This window comes from Ruegeria sp. L11 (assembly GCF_056531755.1).
In genome coordinates, this window is the sequence record NZ_JBQFMI010000002.1 from 334059 (window position 1) to 356662 (window position 22604).

Sequence of the window (22604 nt, forward strand, 5' to 3'; positions counted from 1 at the left end):
CGTCTTATTGGGCGGAGAATACGCACAGGTACATCCGTTCTTCTGGGTAGAACCGGCATGTTATCGCTCGCAAACGCCCTTTGGCCTCGGCACACTTATAGGGATGCCGCGTTGCAGCATCAATAATTTAGCGTTTCGTCTCAAACTGACACAGATCGGCCAGTCCCATCTGGCCCATATTTGCGAGCAGATCCTGCCTCAGGATATCGATCACATGCGCCGGGCCTTTAGCGCCAAGTGCCGCAAGACCGTACAGAAATGCACGCCCCAGCATGACAAAGTCCGCGCCCAGCGACAGCGCACGCAGGATATCCAGCCCGCCTTCGACACCGCTGTCGAAGATCAGCGGCAGGCGGGTTGTGCTCCGGATTGCGGGAAGAACCTCGATGCTGGCCGGGGCCGCGTCGAACTGTCGGCCCCCGTGATTCGACACCCACAGGGCGTCCACACCCACCTGTTCCAGCCTGTCCGTGTCCTCGGGGCGCAGGATGCCTTTCACGACGAACGGCCCATCCCAATGATCGCGCAGCCATTTGACGTAATCCAGATCCGGCGAGGTCCGCAGCAGGTATCCGACATGGGCCGTCGGCGGCAGATCACCAGGGTCATCGATATACTTGTCCAGTGTGCGCATGTGCGGAACGCCGCTGCGCAGCATACCCAGGGCCCATGCAGGTTTTTTGGCGATCTGTGCCAGCAGGCGCGGTGTCAGTTTCGGCGGCTGCCGCAGGCCCGAGCGCGTCTGCCGTTCCCTACGCGAGGCGACAGGGACGTCAGCGGTCAGAACCAGAGTTCGAAATCCCGCCCCGCGCGCCCGGTTCAGCATGTCCATGCGAATTTCTGGGTCCCTTGGCGGATACAGCTGGAACCACGCGGTCTCGCCCAGATAGGGGGCCAGGTCTTCGGGGCTCTGACTGGCCACCGTCGATAGCGAATAGGGAATGCCTGCCTTGGCGGCGGCCTGCGCCAGCAGTCGCTCTGCATCAGGCCAGACAAGCCCGGACATCCCGATCGGCGCAATACCGAAGGGCAAAGGACAGGTGCCGTCCAGGATTTTCACCGACGTATCGAATTCAAGGTCCCCATGCAGGATCGAGGGGCTCAGACGGACATCATCCAGTGCCTTGCGATTGCGATGCCGCGTCGTTTCAATCCCGGTGCCACTGTCGATATATTCCCACACGAAGTGCGGCAGCCGACGGCGTGCGCGGCGTTTCAGATCGGGAATACCGGGATAGGTACTGTGCAGGTCCATAAGGATTGATCCGGCCTGCGGGGCGATTCGGCAAGGTTTTCAAGCGGCTTCCGGCGATGGGCGTTTACCCGTTGCGGGAACGCGCCTGGCCTGCTCCAGCGCCCCGGCGGCGACGTGAACCTGATTGCGCCCCTTGTCCTTGGCGACATACAGCGCATCATCCGCGGCTCGCATCAGATCCTGCGGCATGGTGCCGTGGGCGGGGTAATGCGCGACCCCGACCGAGATTGTGATACGGGGCAGGGCCTTTTCGCCATAGCGGACAATGACCGCCTCGACCGACTGGCGCAACTGCTCGGCCCGGGTCATGGCATCTTCGGGGCTGTTGTCGGGCAGGATCAGCATGAATTCCTCACCGCCGATGCGGCAGGCGATCTCGTCCCGGTCGCAGCCCTGTTCCAGCGCCGCGCCGACCGCGCGCAACACCATGTCTCCGGCGTCATGACCATGCGTGTCGTTGAATTTCTTGAAGTGATCGACGTCCACGGCAATCAGGCTCAGCGCGGCGCCGGTCTGCTGGCTGCGGCTGATGGCCTTGCGCAATGTCTCGGTCATGTGGCGGCGGTTGAACAGCCCGGTCAGCGGGTCGCGCACCGATTGGTCATGCAGCTGATCGCGCATACGGACATTGGCGATTGCCATGCTGATCTGTTCGGCGCACAGCTGCGCCAGCTTGCGGCTTTTATGGAAACAGGCCTCTCGCCCCTCAGCCGCGCGGAGATGCAACAGACCAACGGTTTCCCCGTGGGCCAGAATGGGAAAACAGAAATAGGGCCGCCCGTCATGCGGTTCGGCATGTTCGCAGACAAAATCGATCTCAGAGGCACCGAACTCATAAGTCCGGCCGCGCCTCAAACCCCAGCATCCTTCCGGATGGATATGAGATTTATGCGTTCCCCCGTTCCAGCTGGCACACCCGTCCAGCACATCGCGCGAGTTGGAATAGACGTACACGCTCCCCTCGGCCTCGGGCAGGATATGGGTCATGAAGCGCGCCACCATGTCGAAAAGCTCATCCAGTGAGCGGCTTGATTGCAGCCACTCGTTCAACTCGCCCAGCAGGCGTACCTCACGCGCCAGGCGAAGCTGCTCTCCCATCAGTTCGCGTTCTTTCACGGCGCGCTTGTGTAGATCACGCATCTGACGGCGGTTGGTGCGGTGGACAATCAGGATGACCGTGGCCAGCGCCAGCAACGCGACGCTGCTCAGCAACGCCAGCGACAGACGCACGCGCGTGATGAACAGGGTTCTGAGATTGGTGATGTCCGAATAAAACTCGATAGCGCCAAGGAAAACGCCGTCTTTGATGATCGGTGTATAAACTTCGGCCACATGTCGGGTGATTGGGCCCGCATGTCCGGCGGGGTCATTGTCAATCGACTCAACCTCTGCCGCGGGTTTTTCCTCGTGGTTGTAAAAAACCCTTCCGGCGGCGACGACTGAATGGAAGTAATGTTTTGTGTTCACGGCCCCGACATCGCTGGCACGGGTCGACCAGAACACCTGACCGGACGCATCAAACAGTTTGAACCGGTAGATGTCCGAGGTTTCGGGCAGCAGCATCAGGAATTCCGCGTCATGCTCGTGCAGCTCATGGTACCGAAACGTTGCTTCCAGATTGTCCAGATGGCTTTCGACCTGACGGCTTAGCTGCATGGCGTCTTTTCGCAAATCCGATTCCAACATGCGGTCCACAACCGGGGCAGGGGCCGCATAGATGCCCCATCCTGCTGCCGCTGTCAGCGCGATCAGAATCAGGGTAACGCCCACAAGTTTCAGCCGTGACGACCCGCCCGTCAGTTCCTTCGCTTCCATCTGTTCCACTCCCGCAGCAATGGGGCCAGCATCCGGGCCAGGACTTGACAGAGGGTTAACAGCCCCACAGGGCAGCGGCATCTTTGTTTAGAATTGAATGCAAAAAGACGTCAAAAATCCTTGCGAACAAGCCGTGAACAAACTCTTTCCCTCGGCCTCCATCCGGCGTAGTTTGGGGTCATGAGCAGTTTTGACGAAATGGACGCCTTCGAAGGCGCATCCCTGTCGGCGCGGGCTATGGCCGTGCGCCCTTCGCCCTATCTGGATGAACTGAACCCGGCGCAACGTGACGCGGTCGAACGTCTGGACGGCCCGGTTCTGATGTTGGCCGGGGCGGGGACGGGCAAGACCAAGGCGCTGACGGCCCGGATTGCGCATCTGCTCAACACGGCGCGCGCGCGTCCGAACGAGATTCTGTCGGTGACTTTCACCAACAAGGCCGCGCGCGAGATGAAGGAACGAGTGGGCCGCCTGCTTGGCCAGCCCGCCGAGGGGATGCCATGGCTGGGCACCTTCCATTCCATTTGCGTCAAATTGCTGCGCCGCCACGCGGAACTGGTCGATCTGAAATCGAACTTCACCATTCTGGACAGCGACGATCAGCTGCGCCTGCTCAAGCAACTGGTTCGGGCTGCCAACATCGATGACAAACGCTGGCCCGCGCGGATGCTGGCGGGGATCATCGACGACTGGAAAAACCGTGCGCTGACGCCCGACAAGGTGCCTGTGGCGGATGCCGGGACCTATAACAACAAGGGCATTGAACTTTACGCCCAATACCAGACTCGCCTGCGCGAGCTGAATGCGGTGGATTTCGGCGACCTGCTGTTGCACATGGTCACGATTTTTCAGACCCATCCGGATGTTCTGGAACAATACCAGCGCTGGTTCCGCTACATCCTTGTGGATGAGTATCAGGATACCAACGTTGCCCAGTACCTGTGGTTGCGCCTGCTGGCCGGGGGGCACAAGAACATCTGCTGCGTGGGCGATGACGACCAGTCGATCTATGGCTGGCGCGGGGCCGAGGTCGGCAACATCCTGCGGTTCGAAAAGGACTTTCCCGGTGCCTACGTGGTGCGGCTGGAACAAAACTACCGCTCGACCCCACATATTCTGGCAGCAGCTTCCAACGTCATTCGGGGCAACGAAAGCCGTTTGGGTAAAGAGCTGTGGACCGATGCCAAAGACGGCCACAAGGTCAACCTGATCGGCCATTGGGATGGCGAGGAAGAGGCCCGCTGGATCGGTGAGGAAATCGACGCGATGCAGGGCGGGACGCGCGGTATCCGTCCGATGAATCTTGATGAGATGGCGATTCTCGTCCGTGCCTCGCACCAGATGCGCGCGTTCGAGGACCGGTTCCTGACCATCGGTCTGCCCTATAAGGTGATCGGCGGCCCGCGTTTCTACGAGCGGATGGAGATCCGCGATGCCATGGCTTATTTCCGGCTGGTGACCAGCCCCGAGGATGATCTGGCGTTCGAGCGGATCGTGAATACGCCTAAACGCGGATTGGGCGACAAGGCGCAGCAGACCATTCAGATTGTGGCGCGCGAGAACGGCGTGTCTCTGGTCGAAGGTGCCCGGATCGCAGTCGACAATGGGCTGATCAAGGGCAAGGGCGGCAAAGCGCTGCGCGAATTGATCGACGGGTTGGTGCGCTGGAATGCGATGACACGCGCTCCCCGGATTGAGGTCGATGATGACACTGTTATCGATGATGGGGTTTCGCCGATCCGATATGGCGCGCCCGAGCATACCCATATCGAACTGGCCCAGATCATTCTCGACGAATCCGGCTATACGGCCCATTGGCAGAACGACAAGACCCCCGAAGCGCCGGGGCGTCTGGAAAACCTCAAGGAACTGGTCAACCAACTGGACAATTTCGAAAACCTGCAAGGGTTTCTGGAACATGTCAGCCTGGTCATGGACAATGAGCAGGATGGTGACGGCGCTAAAGTCTCGATCATGACCCTGCACGCGGCCAAGGGGCTGGAGTTTCCCGTCGTTTTCCTGCCGGGGTGGGAAGACGGGCTGTTCCCCTCGCAGCGGTCGATGGACGAAACCGGCCTCAAAGGGCTCGAGGAAGAACGCCGTCTGGCCTATGTTGGCATCACCCGCGCCGAAGAGGTTTGTACGATTTCCTTCGCCGCCAACCGGCGTGTATTCGGGCAATGGCAGAACTCGATGCCGTCACGGTTCATTGACGAGTTGCCCGAGGACCATGTCGAGGTGCTGACACCTCCGGGCCTTTATGGTGGCGGTCATCAGACGGCGGGCATAGAAACCCGCGCGGCCGAAGCCAATGTCTATAATTCACCGGGCTGGAGACGGCTGCAGGCGCGGCAGGGCCAATATGGCATGTCGCAACCCCGCGAAAGCCGCAACACGGTGATCGACGCCACCGCACTAGCCAGTTTCACGCTGGGCGAGCGGGTGTTTCACCAGAAATTCGGTTATGGCGCGGTGATCGGGATCGAAGGTGACAAGGTCGAGGTCGATTTCGACAAGGCGGGCATCAAGAAAGTGGTCTCGCGTTTTCTGACCAACAAGGATGACGTCCCGTTCTGAGGCGTCATATCCCGTCGACCAGAACCAGATTGGTGGTTGCGGTGGCCTTTCGGATCTTCGCCAGTTCGGTGTAATCCGGGTCGTCCTTCCAGGCTTTCGCCGCTGCAAGATCCGGAAACTCCATCAACACAATCCCGCCTTCGGGCCAATCGCCTTCAATCCGTTCGACCGGTTTGGATGAGACCGTCAGCAGGCGACCGCCGTGGCGGTCGAAGATCGGCATGAAACCCGCCAGATAGGCCTGGTACCCGTCCGGGTCGTGAATGTTGATCTGCGCAATAAAATAGGCGGCCATGGCATCCTCCGCATCAGAAATCAGGACGCCACCCTACACCAGTGTCCGAAAAACAAAAAACGGCGGTTCCCAGGGAGGAGGAGAGGGAACCGCCGTCTTGTCAACATCAGAGCAGGGAGGAGGAGAGCCCTGATGTATGCGAGCCCGGGTTTGAACCCGGTATGAGGAAGACGCGGCGATGTCAGGGAGGAGGAAGACATCGCCGCGCGCTTTCAACATCAAGGCAGGGAGGAGGACGCCCCGATGTATCCGTGTCCGGCGGGTTGAGGCCGGTATAAGGTGCGGCAACGTCAGGGAGGAGGAAGACGTTGCCGCTGATTACAGACCCTAAGGGAGGAGGAAGGGCCTGATCTCAGTATGCGTGTCGCGCTTATCGCGCGGTTTGTTCGTTTGCCGCCTGCAGGGCAACGCGGCGGATCATCGAGCGGTGCAGGCCAAGATCGGCCAACTCGTGGTTCGACAGGGCGGACAGTTCATTGACCGTCTGGCGATACATGCGATAGCGCACGAACCGGGTCTTTGCGTTTTCCAGAACTGCGCCAAAACCGAACGCCGGTGCGTTCTTTACTGCTGTATGCGTGCTTGCGACTGCCATGCTCATCATCCGTATCTTTTTGTCTTGCCGGTATCGTCCGGCCCTTGCTTGAGACTGAAGATAGGCAAATGCTGCAATTGCACAATAGGTCGCGACATCAATGCTGCTATGCAGCAAATGCATAGATTGGCTCAGTTTTTTCATTTCGCAGCGATGCGCCTTGAAAATATGGGGTCGACCCTAGGTCAGCTTTGACAGGGGCATTTGGCCCTTCCCGGTGGCCTGCCTTTGAATTGAGCGCACTCGGCGGGAAAATGGGCAAAACATATCCGTTCTGATGTTGACAAGGCTTGGGTGAATCGCTCGTGGGAAATCATGGGGCGATGTGGTCGCGTGGGGGAGATTGCTGGAAAACGACCCGAAATTCTGAACGATTCGAAGGGCGGATTGTGCATTTGAGGCCAATATTTCCAGTCCAAATGAAAAGAAGTCAAAATTCCTGGGAAATCGCGGGAAAAAAACTGACCGAAAATTTCCCCATATATAGGGGTGTGTTATTCGCCACCCGCTAAAACTGGTGTCACGAAGCTCGAATCCTTCAGTGACAATCCAGTCTGGCCGTGTTCCTCATGACACGTTGCGCAAAATTCCTATTGATTTCCATGAATTCCCATGTCATCCCTTATACATCCGATGAGGACGAGGCAGCAGGGGCACCAAACGACCCCGACCAAAAATATTCAGGTTTCATACAGGCATCTCGCTTTCATCAACCAAGAGATCCGGCGCGCGGGCGAGCAGACATCCCCCCAGGTGGCGCGCGCAGCTGGACATCCCGCAAAGCGGGTCAATGCGGCGGGTTGATCAGTGGCAGCAGATCAACCCGCCGTTTTTCATCCGGGGGGAACGTGAATTCAAGGTGGGGCGCAAGCGAAAGGGACAGTCGTCTTGGCGCGCAGGTTTAGAGGTGAAAGCCACCACAAGGTGGATACGAAGGGCAGGGTGTCGATCCCGGCCTCGTTTCGCCGTGTGCTTGAATCGTCCGATCCCAACTGGCAGCCCGGTGACAACCCCGAACTGGTGATTGTCTATGGTGACCACCGCCGCAAATACCTTGAATGTTATACCATGCAGGCGATTGACGAGGTTGATGCCAAGATCGATGCCCTGCCGCGCGGCTCGATGCAGCGGCGGATGTTGCAGCGCATGTTCCATGGTCAGTCCTTCCCGACCAACGTGGACGAAACCGGGCGTCTTGTGCTGCCCGCCAAGCTGCGCAGCAAGATCGGCCTCGAAGGCGAGGCGTTCTTTATCGCCGCAGGCGACACCTTTCAGATCTGGAAGCCCGAGACCTACGAGGTCGAGGAACTGGCCAAGACCGAAGAATGGATGGATGATCTGCCGGACGATTTTGACCCGATGCAGTTCCTAGACGGCACCGGGGATGCGTAACGGCATGGCCGGCGCTGCGTCCTCATCTGAAAAACCACATATCCCCGTTCTGCTGCGCCCCTTGCTGGCTGCGGTTGCGCCGGTCACGGGCATCTGGCTGGACGGCACGTTTGGCGCGGGCGGCTATACGCGCGGGCTGTTGGAGGCCGGGGCAGACAAGGTCATCGGTGTAGACCGTGACCCGCTGGCCTTTGAAATGGCGGCAGATTGGGCGCAGGATTACGGCGACCGGCTGGTGATGCAGCCCGGCGTATTCTCGCGCATGGACGAATACGCGCAGGATCTGGATGGCGTTGTGCTGGATCTTGGCGTGTCCTCGATGCAGCTGGATCAGGCCGAGCGCGGGTTTTCCTTCATGAAGGACGGTCCGCTGGATATGCGGATGAGCCAGCAAGGCGAAAGCGCCGCCGATCTGGTAAACACAGCGACCGAGGCGCAACTGGCCGATATCCTGTTCCACTATGGCGAAGAACGCGCCAGCCGCCGGATTGCCAAGGCGATTGTCCGGGCGCGAACCGAGGCGCCGATCACAACCACCCTGCGACTGGCCGAGATTGTCGAATCCTGTCTGCCGCGCCCGAAACCGGGGCAATCGCATCCCGCAACGCGCAGTTTTCAGGGTCTGCGGATCGCGGTGAATGCCGAGTATGAAGAGCTGTTTCAGGGCCTTATGGCCGCCGAACGTGCGCTGAAACCCGGTGGGCAGCTGGCTGTTGTCACCTTCCATTCCATCGAGGACCGGATGGTCAAACGGTTCTTTCAGTCGCGCGCGGGCAAAACAGGGCGTGCGAACCGCTATGCGCCCGAGATGGAACAGGACCAGCCGCAATTCACGCTGAAGACCCGCAAGGCTGTTGGGCCCGACGAACAGGAATTGCAGGAAAACCCGCGCGCGCGCTCGGCCAAGCTGCGTGTCGCGATCCGCACCGATGCTCCGGCGGGGGAAATTGAGGCCCGCGCCATTGGAATGCCTCAACTTGGGGGAAGGGCAAGATGAAGAGTGTTTTGTATGTGTTGACTGCTCTGTCCGTGTTCGGATTGGCGCTTTGGGCCTATCAGGAGAATTATCGCACCCAACAGGTGGTGAAGGAAACGCAATCCCTGCAACGCGAGATCGGCATGGCGCAGGTGCGGCTGGCGGTCCTGAACGCAGAATGGGCTTATTTGAACCGCCCCGACCGGCTGCGAGAACTGGCGGACCTGAATTTTGAACGCCTTGGTCTGCTGCCTCTGCGGGCCGAACAGTTCGGGCGCGCCGATCAGATTGCCTTTGCCGAAGACCCGGACCTGCCCATCGTTGACCCGATTGAATTGCAGGCCATCACCGACATTCAGGCATTGGGCGAGGTGCAGATCCCATGACACGCACGCCCCTTCGTCCACTGGCCCGTATCCTTGACGCCCGCGCCCGTGGCGAAAACCCAAAGGCGATCGAGCGTGAAAACATCCGCAAGCGCCACGAAGACATGAAAGACCGCGCCCGCGCCCGCGCCGAAGGGCGTCTGCTGGTGCTGGGGCTGTTCTTCTTCTGCGCATTCTCGGTGGTTGGCGTCCGCATGGGCATGTTGGCAACGTCCGAGGTGCAGGAGCCACTGGCCAATGCGCCGGGGGCCGCGATTGCTATGCAGCGCGCCAATATCGTCGACCGCGAAGGGCGCATTCTGGCCACCAATCTGGATACCTATTCCGTCTACGCGCAGCCGCCACTGATGATCGATCCGATTGCGGCAGCAGATCAGCTGGTCGCGATCTTCCCCGATCTGGATAAAGAGCGTCTGGTCAAGGATTTCACTGGCAAGCGCAAGTTCCTGTGGATCAAGAAACGCATTTCGCCCGAACAGAAACAGGCCGTGCACGACATCGGTGATCCCGGCATCCTGTTTGGCCCGCGCGAGATGCGCCTCTATCCCAACGGCAAGTTGGCCGCGCACATCCTGGGCGGCTCCGGTTTTGGCCGCGAGGGCGTCAGCGCCGCCGAGGTGATCGGTGTGGCCGGGGTGGAAAAGCAGTTTGACGACTATCTGCGCGACCCAGCCAATGGCAACAAGCCGCTGCAACTGTCGCTGGACCTGACCATTCAGGCCGCGGTCGAACAGGTGCTCTACGGCGGTATGAAGATCATGAACGCCAAGGGCGCATCGGCGGTTCTGATGAATGCGCATACGGGCGAGGTTGTGTCCGCCGCCTCGCTGCCCTCATTCGATCCCAATGATCGCCCACGCCCGCCGACCTCGGGGTTTGATCCCTCGGACAGCCCGCTGTTCAACCGCTATGTGCAGGGCGTGTACGAACTGGGTTCGGTCTTCAAGATTTTCACCGCCGCGCAGGCGGTTGAACTTGGGCTGGTAAACTCGAACACCATCATCGATACATCCGGCCCGATGAAGATCGGGCGCTTCCCGATCGGAGAGTTCAACGGCAAGAATTACGGCAAGATCAGCGTGGCGGATGTGATCGTCCACAGCTCGAACCGTGGCACCGGGCGTCTGGCGTTGCAGATCGGCGCGCAGCGCCAACAGGATTTTCTGAATGCGCTCGGCATGTTCGACCCGACCCCGTTCGAGATTGTCGAGGCCACGGGCGGTGTGCCGCTGAAGCCAAAGAAATGGGGCGAGTTGAGCACTGTGACCATTTCCTACGGCCATGGCCTGTCAACCAGCCCGATGCATCTGGCGGCGGGATATGCGGCGATTGCCAATGGCGGGCACTATGTCAGCCCGACCATCCTGCGCCAGAACGGTCCACAATATGGCCCCCGCGTGATGTCGCAGGGAACCGCGCGTCAGGCGCAGAAGATGCTGCGCAAAGTGGTGACGGATGGCACCGCCAGCTTTGGCGAGGTGAAAGGGTATGACGTGGCTGGCAAGACCGGCACGGCAGACAAGCCCAAGCCACGCGGCGGGTATTACGAAGACAAGGTCATCGCCACTTTCGCAACGATCTTCCCGGCTTATGATCCGAAATATGTGCTGATCGTCACGCTGGATGAACCCTCAATCGTGGCATACGGCGAAAAACGCCGCACCGCAGGCTGGACCGCGGTGCCTGTAGCTGCCGAACTTATTGGTCGCGTGGCACCTCTGCTGGGCTTGCGTCCCCGGCTTGAGCCTGAGGCGGGCGCTGCTATAACGCTGACCTCAAACTAGGCTGTCCGGCAAGAGGTGGGTCATGGGCACAAGGACAAAGAAACTCAGCCAACTGGCCCTGACCGCGCGAGGCGGGGTTAACCCCGAGATCACCGGTCTGGCCGTTGACAGCCGCGAGGTGAAAGACGGTTTCCTGTTTGCAGCTCTTCCCGGCACGCGGGTTCATGGCGGCACGTTCATTCAATACGCCCTGCGCATGGGGGCCGCCGCCATCCTGACCGATGCCGAAGGGGCGAATATCGCAACAACTGAACTTGCGGCGTCGGATGCGGCGCTGGTGGTTGTCGAAGACCCGCGTCAGGCACTGGCCGGGGCCGCCGCCCTATGGTTCGGTGCGATGCCGCAGACGATTGTCGCGGTCACGGGAACCAACGGTAAAACCTCGGTTGCCACCTTTGTGCGCCAGATCTGGACCGAACTGGGCCATGCCGCCGTCAACCTTGGGACAACCGGTGTCGAAGGGGCATGGACCGCACCGCTGGCCCATACCACTCCCGAGCCAATCACCCTGCATCGCTGTATGGCGGAAGCCGCCGAAAACGGCGTGACCCACGCCGCGATGGAGGCCTCGTCCCACGGCCTCGAACAGCGCCGCCTGGATGGCGTGCACCTGACCGCTGCCGGGTTTTCGAACTTCACGCAGGATCATCTGGATTACCACGAGACTTTTGAAGCGTATTTCGCAGCCAAGGCCGGGTTGTTCGACCGCGTTCTGCCGCAGGATGGCACGGCTGTTATCAACCTGAGCGATCCCAAGGGGTCTCGGGTCCGCCGGATCGCCGAGGCACGCAGTCAATCGGTGCTGACCGTCGGGTTGGGCGACGCCGATCTGTGCCTGATCAACCAGCGGTTCGATGCTACCGGGCAGGATCTGCGATTTGCGTGGCAGGGCCGGACCTTCCAGACCCGCCTGAACCTGATCGGAGGGTTCCAGGCCGAAAACATCCTGCTGGCCTGCGGGCTGGTGATTGCTGCGGGCGACAGCCCCGAACGGGTCTTTGAAACGCTGCCGCACCTGACCACCGTGCGCGGGCGTATGCAACTGGCCGCTACCCGCGACAACGGCGCGACGGTTTTTGTGGATTACGCGCACACCCCCGACGCCGTGGCCACCGCCCTCAAGGCGCTGCGTCCGCATGTGATGGGTCGTTTGATCGCCATTGTCGGCGCGGGCGGCGACCGCGATGCCACGAAACGCCCGCTGATGGGAAAGGCAGCCGCCAACCACGCAGATATGGTTTTCGTCACCGACGACAACCCACGCAGCGAAGACCCCGCCGCCATCCGCGCCGCCGTCATGGCAGGTGCGCTCGAGGCAGCGGGCGACGTCAGCGTGACCGAGGTCGGCGACCGCGCCGAAGCCATTCTGCGCGGCATCGATGCCCTGCAACCCGGCGACGCACTGCTGATTGCGGGCAAGGGCCACGAAACCGGTCAGGTCGTCGGCGATCAGGTGCTGCCCTTCGATGATGTCGAACAAGCCAGCATTTCCGTCGCCGCGTTGGACGGGAGGGTCGCATGACGCTCTGGACAGAATCCGAGGCCGCTCAGGCAACGGGGGGGCGGGTCACGGCCGATTGGACCGCTGATGGTGTCTCCATCGACACGCGCACCCTTCAACCCGGTGATCTGTTTGTGGCGCTGAAAGCGGCGCGGGACGGGCATGAATTCGTGGCTCAGGCGCTTGAGAAAGGCGCAGGCGCGGCTTTGGTCTCGCATATTCCCGACAACGTATCGCCAGACGCACCACTGCTGATCGTTGATGATGTGCAGGCGGCGCTCGAGGCTTTGGGGCAGGCGGCTCGCGCCAGAACGAATGCGCGTGTGGTGGGGGTGACCGGCAGTGTCGGCAAGACGTCGACCAAGGAAATGCTGGCTGTGATCCTTGAAACACAAGGCAAAACCCATGCCAGCGTGGCCAGCTATAACAACCACTGGGGCGTTCCGCTGACCCTTGCACGGATGCCGCGCGACACTGAATTCGCGGTGATCGAGATTGGCATGAACCATCCGGGCGAGATTGCCCCGCTGGCCCGGCAGGCCCGCCCGCATGTGGCGCTGGTCACGACCGTGGCGGCGGTGCATCTGGAAGCCTTCGAGTCAGTCGCGGGCATCGCCCATGAAAAAGCAGCGATCTTTGAAGGGCTCGAACCCGGTGGCGCGGCAATCGTCAACGCAGACATCGACGACGCGGACATCCTGCGCCAAACGGCGCTTGGGCAGGGGGCCGGGATTGTTGATTTCGGCCAAGGCGCAACGGATTACCGGCTGACCGACGTTCAGCAGGGGGCGAACACCGTGACTGCCGAAGCTGCCGTTGGTGATCAGGTATTCCGTTTTGAGGTGAACTCTGCCGGTACGCATTTCGCCATGAACGCGCTCGGGGCTATGGCTGCCTGCGTTGAACTGGGTGTCGATCTGGATGACGCTATCGCGGGTCTGCGCGCATGGTCCCCGGTCAAGGGGCGTGGCGTTCGGGAAAGCATTCCTCTGCCCGGCGGCGGGCAGATCGAACTGCTGGATGACAGCTATAACGCCAACCCGACCTCGATGGAGGCCGCGCTGGATGTGCTCGCCGCCTCACAAGGCAAACGCCGCATCGCCTTTCTGGGCGATATGAAAGAGCTGGGCGTGCAGGAAGAGGCGATGCACGCCGCCATAGCCGATGCCAAAGCGATGGCACATGTTGATCAGGTGCATTGTATAGGCCCGTTGATGCGGGCACTGCACCACGCGCTGCCCCCGGCAAAACGCGGCCTCTGGTCTGAAACCAGCACCGAGATGGCCGAACGGTTGCCTTCGCTGGTCAGGGATGGCGATACTGTGCTGGCCAAGGGCTCCCTCAGCATGGGATTGGCCTCGATTGTTGACGGTCTGCGCAAAATGGGGCAAGGGGGCGCGCTTGATGGGTGATCACGCCCATGCGCCTCGTGTGAGAAAGGTATTGTCATGCTGTACTGGTTGACCGCCCTGTCGGATGGCGGGGATTTCTGGAACCTCTTCCGGTATATCACCTTCCGCGCAGGCGGTGCCTTCATGACGGCACTGATCTTTGGGTTCATCTTCGGAAAACCGCTGATCAACGTGCTGCGCAGAAAGCAGGGCAAGGGCCAGCCGATCCGCAATGATGGCCCCGAGGGGCATTTTTCCAAGGCAGGCACGCCAACGATGGGCGGGTTGCTGATTGTCGGGGCACTTGTGACCTCGACCCTTGTCTGGGCGCGTCTGGACAACCCGTATGTCTGGATGGTGCTTTTCGTGACCCTGTCTTATGCGGCCATCGGATTCGCGGATGACTACGCGAAGGTCTCAAAACAGAACACGCAGGGGGTTTCAGGCAGGATGCGCCTCGCATTGGGCGTGATTATTGCCGTGCTGGCATCGCTTTGGGCGACTTTGCACCACCCCGAAGCGTTGCAGAACCAGCTGGCTGTACCCGTATTCAAGGACACGCTGGTCAATCTGGGCATCTTCTATATCCCGTTTGCGATTGTCGTGATCGTAGGGGCCGCCAACGCAGTAAACCTGACCGACGGTCTGGACGGGCTGGCCATCATGCCAGCGATGATCGCCGCCTCGACGCTGGGCGTGATTGCCTATGCGGTGGGCCGCGTCGACTTTACCGAATATCTCGACGTGCATTACGTGCCGGGCACCGGTGAGATCTTTATCTTTACCTCAGCGCTCTTTGGTGCGGGTCTGGGGTTCCTTTGGTACAACGCCCCCCCGGCGGCGGTCTTCATGGGCGACACCGGATCGCTGGCGCTGGGCGGCGCGCTGGGCGCCATTGCCGTTGCCACCAAGCACGAGCTGGTTCTGGCCGTCGTCGGCGGGCTGTTCGTGGTCGAGGCGCTGAGCGTGATCATTCAGGTCCTCTACTTCAAACGCACCGGCAAACGGGTCTTCCTGATGGCCCCGATCCATCACCATTATGAGAAAAAAGGCTGGGCCGAGCCGACCATCGTCATCCGCTTCTGGATCATCTCGCTGATCCTGGCGATGATCGGTCTTGCAACGCTGAAGGTGCGGTGACCAACCGCCGAATTGTTTTGTCAGGATGTTCCAGCGGAGGTAAGTCAACCCTGCTGCAGGAAATGGCGAAACGTGGCTACGCAACGGTTCCTGAACCTGGTCGACGTGTGGTCAGGGCCGAGCAGGATAGCGGTGGGAACGCGTTACCGTGGAATGACCCCGAGGCGTTTTGCAGAAAGGTGATCGGCACGGCTTTTGACGACATGGCCCATGCTCCAGCTGGTCTGGTTCTGTTTGACAGGTCGGCGCTGGATGCTCTGATCTGGTTCGAGCGCACGGGCACAAATCTTGAAAATGCACTGCGTGATAAGATTCTGCGGCTTGACTATGATTGCCGGGTGTTCCTGTTTCCACCATGGCCTGAAATCTATGTTCAGGACAGCGAGCGACAGCATGATCTGTCTGACGCTCTTGCGGAATATGAAGCTTTGTGCGACCGCTTACCGAAACTTGGTTTCCAGACAGTCCTTGTCCCGAAACGGCCCGTGGTCGAGCGGGCAGACTGGCTTGAAGCGCAGCTAGGCAAAGGACACATGAAATGATCCCGGTCAAAGGCTTTTCAGGGCAGAAAGTTGCGGTTCTGGGATTGGGCCGGTCCGGTCTTGCAACCGCACGCGCCTTGCGCGCAGGCGGGGCGGAACCGGTCTGCTGGGATGACAACCCCACAGCCCGCGCCAACGCCGAGGGCGAAGGGTTCTCCTGTGCCGACCTGCGCAAACAGGGGGCGTTTGACACGATTGCCACGCTCATCGTTTCACCGGGCATTCCGCATCTTTATCCCGAACCCAACCCCGTGGTTGCCGCAGCTTTGGATGCAGGCGTGCCGGTCGACAATGATATCGGCCTGTTCTTCCGCTCTTTTGCGGGGCCGGAATGGAGCAACTATGACACTCCGCCACGGGTCATCGCGGTCACCGGCTCGAACGGGAAATCCACCACCGCGGCGCTGATCCATCACATCCTGACCGAGGCCGGGCGCGAGGCGCAGTTGGCCGGAAATATAGGGCGCGGTGTTTTGGATATCGATCCGGGTGGCGATGGCTCGGTCGTGGTGCTGGAACTTTCCAGCTATCAGACGGAACTGGCCCGTGCGCTGACCCCGGATGTGGCGGTGTTCACCAACCTTTCGCCAGATCACCTGGATCGCCACGGTGGCATGGGCGGATACTTCGCGGCCAAACGAAGGTTGTTTGCCGAAGGCGGCCCGGACCGCGCGATCGTTGGCATCGATGAAACCGAAGGCGCCTTTCTGGCTGGCCAGCTGGCCGAAGGGCCGGCGGATGATCGGGTGATCCGTATCTCGGTAACGCGAAAGCTGACCGGGCCGGGATGGCAGGTCTTCGCGCGCAAGGGGTTTTTGTCGGAATACCGCAAGGGGCGGCAGGCCGGGTCTATCGACCTGCGCGCGATCAAAGGCCTTCCCGGTGCCCACAACCACCAGAACGCCTGTGCGGCTTATGCGGCCTGCCGGTCGCTGGGCCTAGCGCCGCGCGTGATCGAGGATGCGCTGCACGCGTTCCCGGGCCTGCCGCACCGCAGCCAGATCATCGCCGAGGCGGACGGGGTAACCTATGTCAACGACTCCAAGGCGACCAATGTCGATAGCGCCCTGAAGGCGCTGACTGCGTTCAAACAGATCCGCTGGATCTGTGGCGGGCTTGAGAAAGAAGGCGGCGTCGCAGCCCTGAACGCAGCAGCGGATCAAGTGATAAAAGCCTATGTCATCGGTCGTGAGGCGGCGGGCTTTGCGATGCAGCTGACGGTCGACGCGCAGGTCTGTACCACGATGGAGGCAGCAGTGGCGCATGCCATGGCGGAAGCCCAGGCGGGGGAGACCGTTCTGCTCGCTCCGGCGGCGGCAAGTTTCGATCAATATGACAATTTCGAACAGCGTGGCGACGACTTCACGGCGCAGGTGCAAAAACGGCTGTGCTAAGGCCGCACCTGCAACAGCCCGCCGGTAGATGTGGACATTTTTCAATCAGATTGACACTTTGTGGGAATTGAGGTTGCGTCACCTCCAGGTCAATAAAGAGGAAGCGGAAATGTCTGCACGCAAAATTCTCTCCATCCTTCCCGTCGTTGCGCTGGCCGGGGCCTGCGCCAATAGCGGGGCGAATTATGTTCCTATCATCGACGGGCCTGTGGGTCCGAACTACCAGTCCGATCTGGCCAATTGTCAGGCGCTGGCCCGGTCTCGCCCGACGCTGGACAGCAACACCGCGGGCGCTGCCGCCATCGGCGCGGCTGGTGCGGCGGCAACCACAGCGATTATCGACAACAGCGCCAGCGATCTGGGCCGTGCGGCGGCCGCCGGTGCTCTGGTCGGTGTGGGTGCCAGTGCGATCAGCAATACCCAGAATCAGGAAGTGATCGTGCGCAACTGCATGCGCGGTCGCGGCTACAACGTCGTAGGTTAATGCCGCGCAAACGGAAGTGTAGGTTAATGCCTGGCGGCAATGGCAACACCTGCGGCATGGCCTGATGACCACGCCCATTGAAAGTTGTAGCCGCCAAGCCACCCGGTGACATCCACCGCTTCGCCAATCGCATAGAGGCCAGGGACATCCTTGGCCTCCATCGTTTTCGACGACAGATCATCGGTATCTATTCCGCCCAGTGTGACCTCGGCAGTGCGATACCCTTCGGTTCCCGACGGTACCAGCCGCCAGTCAGACAGGGCCGCGACCAGTTCAGACAGCTTCGCGTCCGACTGATCGGCCAGATTGCCGGACATCGGAATGACTTGGCTCAGATACTCGACCAGCCGGGACGGCAGATGCCGCGCAAGTTCCGTTGTCAGCGCCTTGCGCCCGGCGTTTTGCCGTTGCGCACGCAGCAGATCGAACAGGGGCAGTTCGGGGATCAGGTTCACGCCGATCTCCTCACCTTCGCGCCAATAAGAGGACAGCTGCAAAACGGACGGCCCGCTGAGGCCGCGATGGGTGAACAACAGCGCTTCGTCAAAACTTGTGCGTTCGTTAGAAAGCCGCACGGGCAGGGAAACACCGGACAGGTCCTTGAACCGGCCATCCGAAAAGGTGAACGGCACCAGCGCCGCGCGGGTGTCGGTCACCCGCAGGCCAAACTGCCGGGCAATGTCATAGGCCAGCCCGGTCGCGCCCATCTTGGGGATGGATTTGCCCCCCGTGGCCAGCACCAGATTGGCGCAGGTCAGATGCAGGCGCTGCCCCTCACGCTCGACCTCCAGCGCGAATCCGGTGTCCTCCTTGCGCAGATCACGCAGCGCGGTCTGCACCCAAAACTCGGCGCCGGTGCGGCTCATCTCGTCCAGCAACATCTGGATGATCTGCTTCGAGGAGCCGTCGCAGAACAACTGCCCCAGCGTTTTCTCATGCCATTTGATGCCGTGCCGGTTCACCAGGTCAACAAAATCCCACTGCGTAAACCGGGCCAGCGCGGATTTGCAGAAATGCGGGTTTTGCGACAGGAAGTTGCCCGGCCCCGCATACATGTTGGTAAAATTGCACCGCCCTCCGCCCGAGATGCGGATTTTCTCGCCCGGCGCCTTGGCGTGGTCGATTACCAGCACCCGCCCACCGCAACGGGCCGCACACATCATGCCTGCCGCTCCGGCGCCCAATATGATCGTATCGAACCTCATGCACCGCCCTTGGCGTGGATTTTCGGCGATGACAAGGGTGAAACCCGGCGCACCGGGCCTGAGGCAAAGGATTTAGTTGTCAGGTGAATGATTCCCGGAAAATCGGGGCCTGCGGGCGGTGACACCCTTGCACGGGGGCCGGTTTGGGCTGGTTGTCGGGATTATGCGCGCGCGTCGCGGGGCGGGGTTGGAAGGGTGCAGATCACAGAAAACCACGCTCTGGTCCGGTCAAATTGCGGCACCGTTCAGGTTGTGCAGGGCACCTGGTCCCGCCAAATGTTGGGCCACCGAACAGGGTGGTGGCAGGCATGTCTGGCAGAAACGGCGAGGGCCGGGCAACGTTCAGATACTTTTTGGAGAATCGATTTCCGGTACCAGTCAGCCGCTGTCGTGTCATGCCGTCCGCCCGGTTTAGCGGCAACAGGAAGCTCCAATGCCAAAGGCTTGACCGGGGTCAGCCCTCGCGCACTCCTAACGGGAAGTCTTGCCGCGTCAGCCCGTCTTTCCCGCCAAGCACAAAGCGCCACAGATGCCGGGTAAATTCGCCAAATTGCACCGAAAAATATGTGCAAAAATAAAAATATGTCGACGGAAGTTCACTAAAACAATACAATAACCCTTATTATTTTGAACTTAACGCATTTTAGAAACCAAATCTCATCAGCGGGCCGATTAATGCCTCGTGATTTCCATTCAGGCCCGTGGCCCGTCCCGCGCAATGCAGCGCCATTCACACCCGTCGGCTGCATCTGCAATCACAACACGCCTCTGATGCGTGCCAGCCCGCCTGTTTTCGGGGTGGCACATTTCAACAAGTTAAAGAGTTCCGAGACACGATCATGGGTATTACTCTGAATTTGAACAATCCAAGCGACCTTCCCAAGGCGCGGCTCAGGGCGATCCTGTTCCTTGATGCATGTGATTACTCTGCCGCCGTCCGCGAGGCCGAGCTTGAAACACTGGCCAGAATCCGCCGCGATCTGAATTGCGTCAGCGATCTGGTTAACAGCTTTCGGGGCCGGGTGACCGGCCTGACCGGTGACGGGCTGTGCGCCGTTTTCCCAAGCGCGCGTGCCGCCGTCGAAACTGCGCTGGGGATGCAGGATGTCCTGACCCATGCCCCCGACCGGTACGCCAAAGGGTATCGAATTGGGATACATCTGGGCGACACGTTCGAGGTTGACCAGCAGATCATCGGCGACGCTGTGAATACGGCGGCCCGGATCGAAAGCGTCGGCTCATCCGGCGAGGTTCTGGTCTCAAGCGTTGTGCGCAATGCGCTGCGCGGACGACAGGATTTCCTGTTCAACTCGATCGGGCGGCCCAATCTCAAGAATATCGGTGCCACGCTCGAACTGTTCAAAGTGGCCCGCGCAACCATCGACGTCCCCTATGAGAAGGACGGAAAAGCACAGCCGGTTCCCGTTCCCACCAATCCAACAGCCTTCCGGTCCGAGCAGATGTCGTTCTCCGTACCGCGCCCGAATTTCGTGATAGGTCTGTTGTCTCCGGATGTCGGTGGCAGTTCCGAAACCGCGACATTCGTGTCCAACATCGTCGCGGAACAGCTGTCCAAATCCCTTACCGAAACCGAAGCGCTCGAGGTTCAGGATTACCGGGTGCCGCAGGTCGCGCTTCCAAAGGAACCACTGTCGGCTGGACCTGATCTTTTCCTTCAGTGTCGCGCTTCGACCTGTGGCAGCATGTTACAAGTGTCCGCCACCGCAATGCGGTCGGAAGACAGAAAAGTGATCTGGAGCCAGAATGTGGTGGCGGATCAGGGTGACTTTCTGGGGCAAAACTGCTCGGGACTGACATCGTTCATCAGCTATGCCACCGACGCTTTGCTGACGGCTTTGCTGAACGGGCGTCACATGCGCGATCCGGCCTCCCATCACGCGGCGAAGACGGCTCTTGCAGCCGTGCATCATCTGCTGACCATGACAGGGCCGGGAGTCGATGAGTTGGAGGCGGACATTCTGGCTGCCTACGAGCTTGATCCCAAACCAGCCTACCTAGCGTGGCTGGCTTATGTCACGACCTTCAAGGTCGGTGAACGGTACGGTACCTGGGATGCCACACTGGAAGCGCAAGCACGCGATCTGGCCCGCCGCGCGGTCGAGGCTGACCCGGATAACGGCACTGTTCTGGGCCTTGTCGCCCACGTGCATTCCTACGTGTTCCGAGAGTTTTCGGTGGCGCAGGATCTGGTCGACCGCGCGCTCGAGCTCAGCCCTTATCGGGCGATGAGCTGGGATTCAGCCGCCATGCTTTATTGCTACACAGATCGCCCCGCGCTGGCGGTGGAAGCCGCGCAGAAGGCCCGGCTTCTGGGTCGGCACAACCCGTACCGGCACCTGTTTGACGGGGCAGGATGCGTCGCCGCGCTGGTCAATGGCGAGTTCGAGAAATCCATCAGGTTCGGAGAATCCGTGATGGAGGTTCAGCCGCAATTCAAAGCGGTCATGCGTTACCTAGCAGCGGCCTATGGGCACGCAGGCGATCGGCAACTTGGTAAAAGCGCTTTGAAACGGTTGATCGAATTAGAACCGGACATGTCGCTGGCCTGCATCCAGCAGGACCGGTTCCCGGTGCCAACACGGTTCAGCGCGCAACTGATGGAAAGCGGCCTGTCCAGGATCGGATTGCCGCAACACGCTTAAAGCAGGGGTAAAAGTAGGGGGTTTACTTATGTCTTACGTTTCCACGCTCAACGGTTTCGGAATGATGGTCCGACGTGGTGAGCTGATCTCGTGCAAAGTGGTGAAACTGATGAACCTTGCCGGAACCGGTGGTCTCGGTACCTCATTGGGGGCGAACCAATCTGAGCTGAACAATTTCATTTTCGATGCCCAGAGAGAGAGTTACCTGCAATACAGTAAAGCGATCAACGCGCTGGACCCAGAGGTGTTGGACGATGAAACGCTGCGCAAACTCAGCGATTTCATGCAGGACGAGCGGTTTATCGATCCGCTCAAGGCTGACGCAGGCGTAATGGATTCGATAGACGGTGAGATCGGGAAACGCTCTGCCCTCGGCGCGGCCTCAATCGCGATGAGCGCATCTTCGGCGTTTGCTTTGAATCGAAACAGGAATCGCAACAGAAACCGCAATCGCAACAGAAACCGCAACCGAAACAGAAATCGCAATCGCAACCGGAACCGCAGCGATTTTGACTTTGGCGGTAGTGATGCCTCCTTCGGCTGGCGCGAGATGCGCGATCTGTGCCGGATCGGAATGCTGCCCGCATCCGGTCTGCTGGGCAAGGTCTGGGAAAACATCGACCTTCTGCCGCCACCGGGCCCTGACGAAAGCATGAAGGAAACCGAATACTTGCTGATCCTGCAAGGTCGGCTCAAGTGGTCAAATCAGGCGACACGGCGCGAGGAAATCGTGGCGCAGGCTGGCTTTGGTATTGATGACTATCTCAGCCCGCTGGGCATTGACGAGCAGGGCGGCTTTGATGCGACACGTGCACTGATGACGATCCTGCTGGAACTGACGAATGAAATCGGCCTGACCTACAAGAACCGTTTCAGCCGACCCAGACCCAATATCATCCAGCCGCTGATCCGGCCCTTTATCCCGGTGCCTTTTCATGCGGCTTACCCCTCGAACCACTCCTACCAATCCTTCGCGATTGCCGAACTGTTCTCGCGGCTGATCCCTGAACATCCGGGCACTGTCGCTTTGTTCCACCGCGCCCAGCGGATTGCTGAAAACCGCGAATGGGCTGGTCTGCACTACCCAAGCGACACAGCCGCCGGGCGAAGTCTGGCCAGAAAAACCGTGGCTTACCTGACCGAGGTTCTGGACGAACTGATGGACGAAGCACAAGACGAATGGCTGGGTTAAGGATCAACGCGAGGTGA

Annotated in this window: 18 protein-coding genes; 13 read left to right on the forward strand and 5 right to left on the reverse strand. The window is 60.3% G+C overall.

Features of this window, described 5'->3' with window-relative positions; genetic code table 11:
• Positions 1-127 precede the first annotated feature (127 nt).
• Together ACR0CE_RS06610 and ACR0CE_RS06615 are read right to left on the reverse strand one after the other, a co-directional pair.
• Positions 128-1255, reverse strand: a complete 1128-nt coding sequence (locus ACR0CE_RS06610) for an alpha-hydroxy acid oxidase (protein WP_480831536.1) — start codon at positions 1253-1255, stop codon at positions 128-130.
• A 39-nt stretch (positions 1256-1294) separates the two neighbouring features.
• Complete coding sequence (locus tag ACR0CE_RS06615) at positions 1295-3070, reverse strand: sensor domain-containing diguanylate cyclase (RefSeq protein ID WP_480831537.1); 1776 nt, start codon at positions 3068-3070, stop codon at positions 1295-1297.
• Positions 3071-3250: 180 nt separating this feature from the next.
• Here ACR0CE_RS06615 and ACR0CE_RS06620 point away from each other — a divergent pair, with 180 nt between their 5' ends.
• On the forward strand, positions 3251-5647 hold the full coding sequence (locus tag ACR0CE_RS06620; RefSeq protein ID WP_480831538.1) for an ATP-dependent helicase: 2397 nt from the start codon (positions 3251-3253) through the stop codon (positions 5645-5647).
• Positions 5648-5651: 4 nt separating this feature from the next.
• On the opposite strand, the gene ACR0CE_RS06625 is transcribed toward ACR0CE_RS06620, so the two are convergent.
• Both ACR0CE_RS06625 and ACR0CE_RS06630 read right to left on the reverse strand, forming a co-directional pair.
• Positions 5652-5942 (reverse strand): DUF1330 domain-containing protein, encoded by a 291-nt coding sequence (locus ACR0CE_RS06625; protein WP_480831540.1) that lies wholly within the window; start codon positions 5940-5942, stop codon positions 5652-5654.
• A gap of 370 nt (positions 5943-6312) precedes the next feature.
• The gene (locus ACR0CE_RS06630; RefSeq protein ID WP_480486302.1) at positions 6313-6537 is read right to left on the reverse strand and encodes a DUF1127 domain-containing protein; all 225 of its coding nucleotides are present in this window, start codon (positions 6535-6537) and stop codon (positions 6313-6315) included.
• 924 nt (positions 6538-7461) lie between these two features.
• Between ACR0CE_RS06630 and mraZ the strand changes: the two genes are divergently transcribed.
• The 10 genes from mraZ (at position 7462) to ACR0CE_RS06680 (ending at position 17527) form a co-directional block, all read left to right on the forward strand.
• Complete coding sequence (mraZ, locus tag ACR0CE_RS06635) at positions 7462-7929, forward strand: division/cell wall cluster transcriptional repressor MraZ (RefSeq protein ID WP_480773186.1); 468 nt, start codon at positions 7462-7464, stop codon at positions 7927-7929.
• Positions 7930-7933: 4 nt separating this feature from the next.
• A complete protein-coding gene (rsmH, locus tag ACR0CE_RS06640; protein ID WP_209504536.1) occupies positions 7934-8926 on the forward strand; it encodes a 16S rRNA (cytosine(1402)-N(4))-methyltransferase RsmH in 993 nt (330 codons plus the stop codon).
• Entirely contained in the window at positions 8923-9291 is a 369-nt protein-coding gene (gene ftsL, locus ACR0CE_RS06645) for a cell division protein FtsL (protein WP_209504535.1), read from the forward strand. The genes rsmH and ftsL overlap by 4 nt, the downstream gene beginning before the upstream one ends.
• Complete coding sequence (locus tag ACR0CE_RS06650; protein ID WP_480831542.1) at positions 9288-11075, forward strand: peptidoglycan D,D-transpeptidase FtsI family protein; 1788 nt, start codon at positions 9288-9290, stop codon at positions 11073-11075. Before ftsL ends, ACR0CE_RS06650 begins: the two co-directional genes overlap by 4 nt.
• A gap of 22 nt (positions 11076-11097) precedes the next feature.
• On the forward strand, positions 11098-12597 hold the full coding sequence (locus ACR0CE_RS06655; RefSeq protein WP_480831543.1) for a UDP-N-acetylmuramoyl-L-alanyl-D-glutamate--2,6-diaminopimelate ligase: 1500 nt from the start codon (positions 11098-11100) through the stop codon (positions 12595-12597).
• Positions 12594-13988, forward strand: a complete 1395-nt coding sequence (locus ACR0CE_RS06660; protein ID WP_480831545.1) for a UDP-N-acetylmuramoyl-tripeptide--D-alanyl-D-alanine ligase — start codon at positions 12594-12596, stop codon at positions 13986-13988. Before ACR0CE_RS06655 ends, ACR0CE_RS06660 begins: the two co-directional genes overlap by 4 nt.
• Positions 13989-14024: 36 nt before the next feature.
• A complete protein-coding gene (gene mraY, locus ACR0CE_RS06665; RefSeq protein WP_480506250.1) occupies positions 14025-15107 on the forward strand; it encodes a phospho-N-acetylmuramoyl-pentapeptide-transferase in 1083 nt (360 codons plus the stop codon).
• On the forward strand, positions 15104-15649 hold the full coding sequence (locus ACR0CE_RS06670) for an AAA family ATPase (RefSeq protein WP_480481873.1): 546 nt from the start codon (positions 15104-15106) through the stop codon (positions 15647-15649). Before mraY ends, ACR0CE_RS06670 begins: the two co-directional genes overlap by 4 nt.
• Positions 15646-17043, forward strand: a complete 1398-nt coding sequence (murD, locus tag ACR0CE_RS06675; RefSeq protein ID WP_480537417.1) for a UDP-N-acetylmuramoyl-L-alanine--D-glutamate ligase — start codon at positions 15646-15648, stop codon at positions 17041-17043. Before ACR0CE_RS06670 ends, murD begins: the two co-directional genes overlap by 4 nt.
• Positions 17044-17152: 109 nt before the next feature.
• Positions 17153-17527: a glycine zipper family protein gene (locus tag ACR0CE_RS06680; protein WP_480475937.1), complete on the forward strand. Its 375-nt coding sequence runs from the start codon at positions 17153-17155 to the stop codon at positions 17525-17527.
• 23 nt (positions 17528-17550) lie between these two features.
• Here ACR0CE_RS06680 and ACR0CE_RS06685 read toward each other — a convergent pair whose 3' ends face one another.
• Positions 17551-18732, reverse strand: coding sequence for a BaiN/RdsA family NAD(P)/FAD-dependent oxidoreductase (locus tag ACR0CE_RS06685; protein WP_480831547.1), 1182 nt, complete (start codon positions 18730-18732; stop codon positions 17551-17553).
• Between the two features lie 839 nt (positions 18733-19571).
• Here ACR0CE_RS06685 and ACR0CE_RS06690 point away from each other — a divergent pair.
• Together ACR0CE_RS06690 and ACR0CE_RS06695 are read left to right on the forward strand one after the other, a co-directional pair.
• On the forward strand, positions 19572-21395 hold the full coding sequence (locus ACR0CE_RS06690; RefSeq protein ID WP_480831548.1) for an adenylate/guanylate cyclase domain-containing protein: 1824 nt from the start codon (positions 19572-19574) through the stop codon (positions 21393-21395).
• Between the two features lie 28 nt (positions 21396-21423).
• On the forward strand, positions 21424-22587 hold the full coding sequence (locus ACR0CE_RS06695; protein WP_480481865.1) for a phosphatase PAP2 family protein: 1164 nt from the start codon (positions 21424-21426) through the stop codon (positions 22585-22587).
• The last annotated feature ends 17 nt before the right edge of the window (positions 22588-22604 follow it).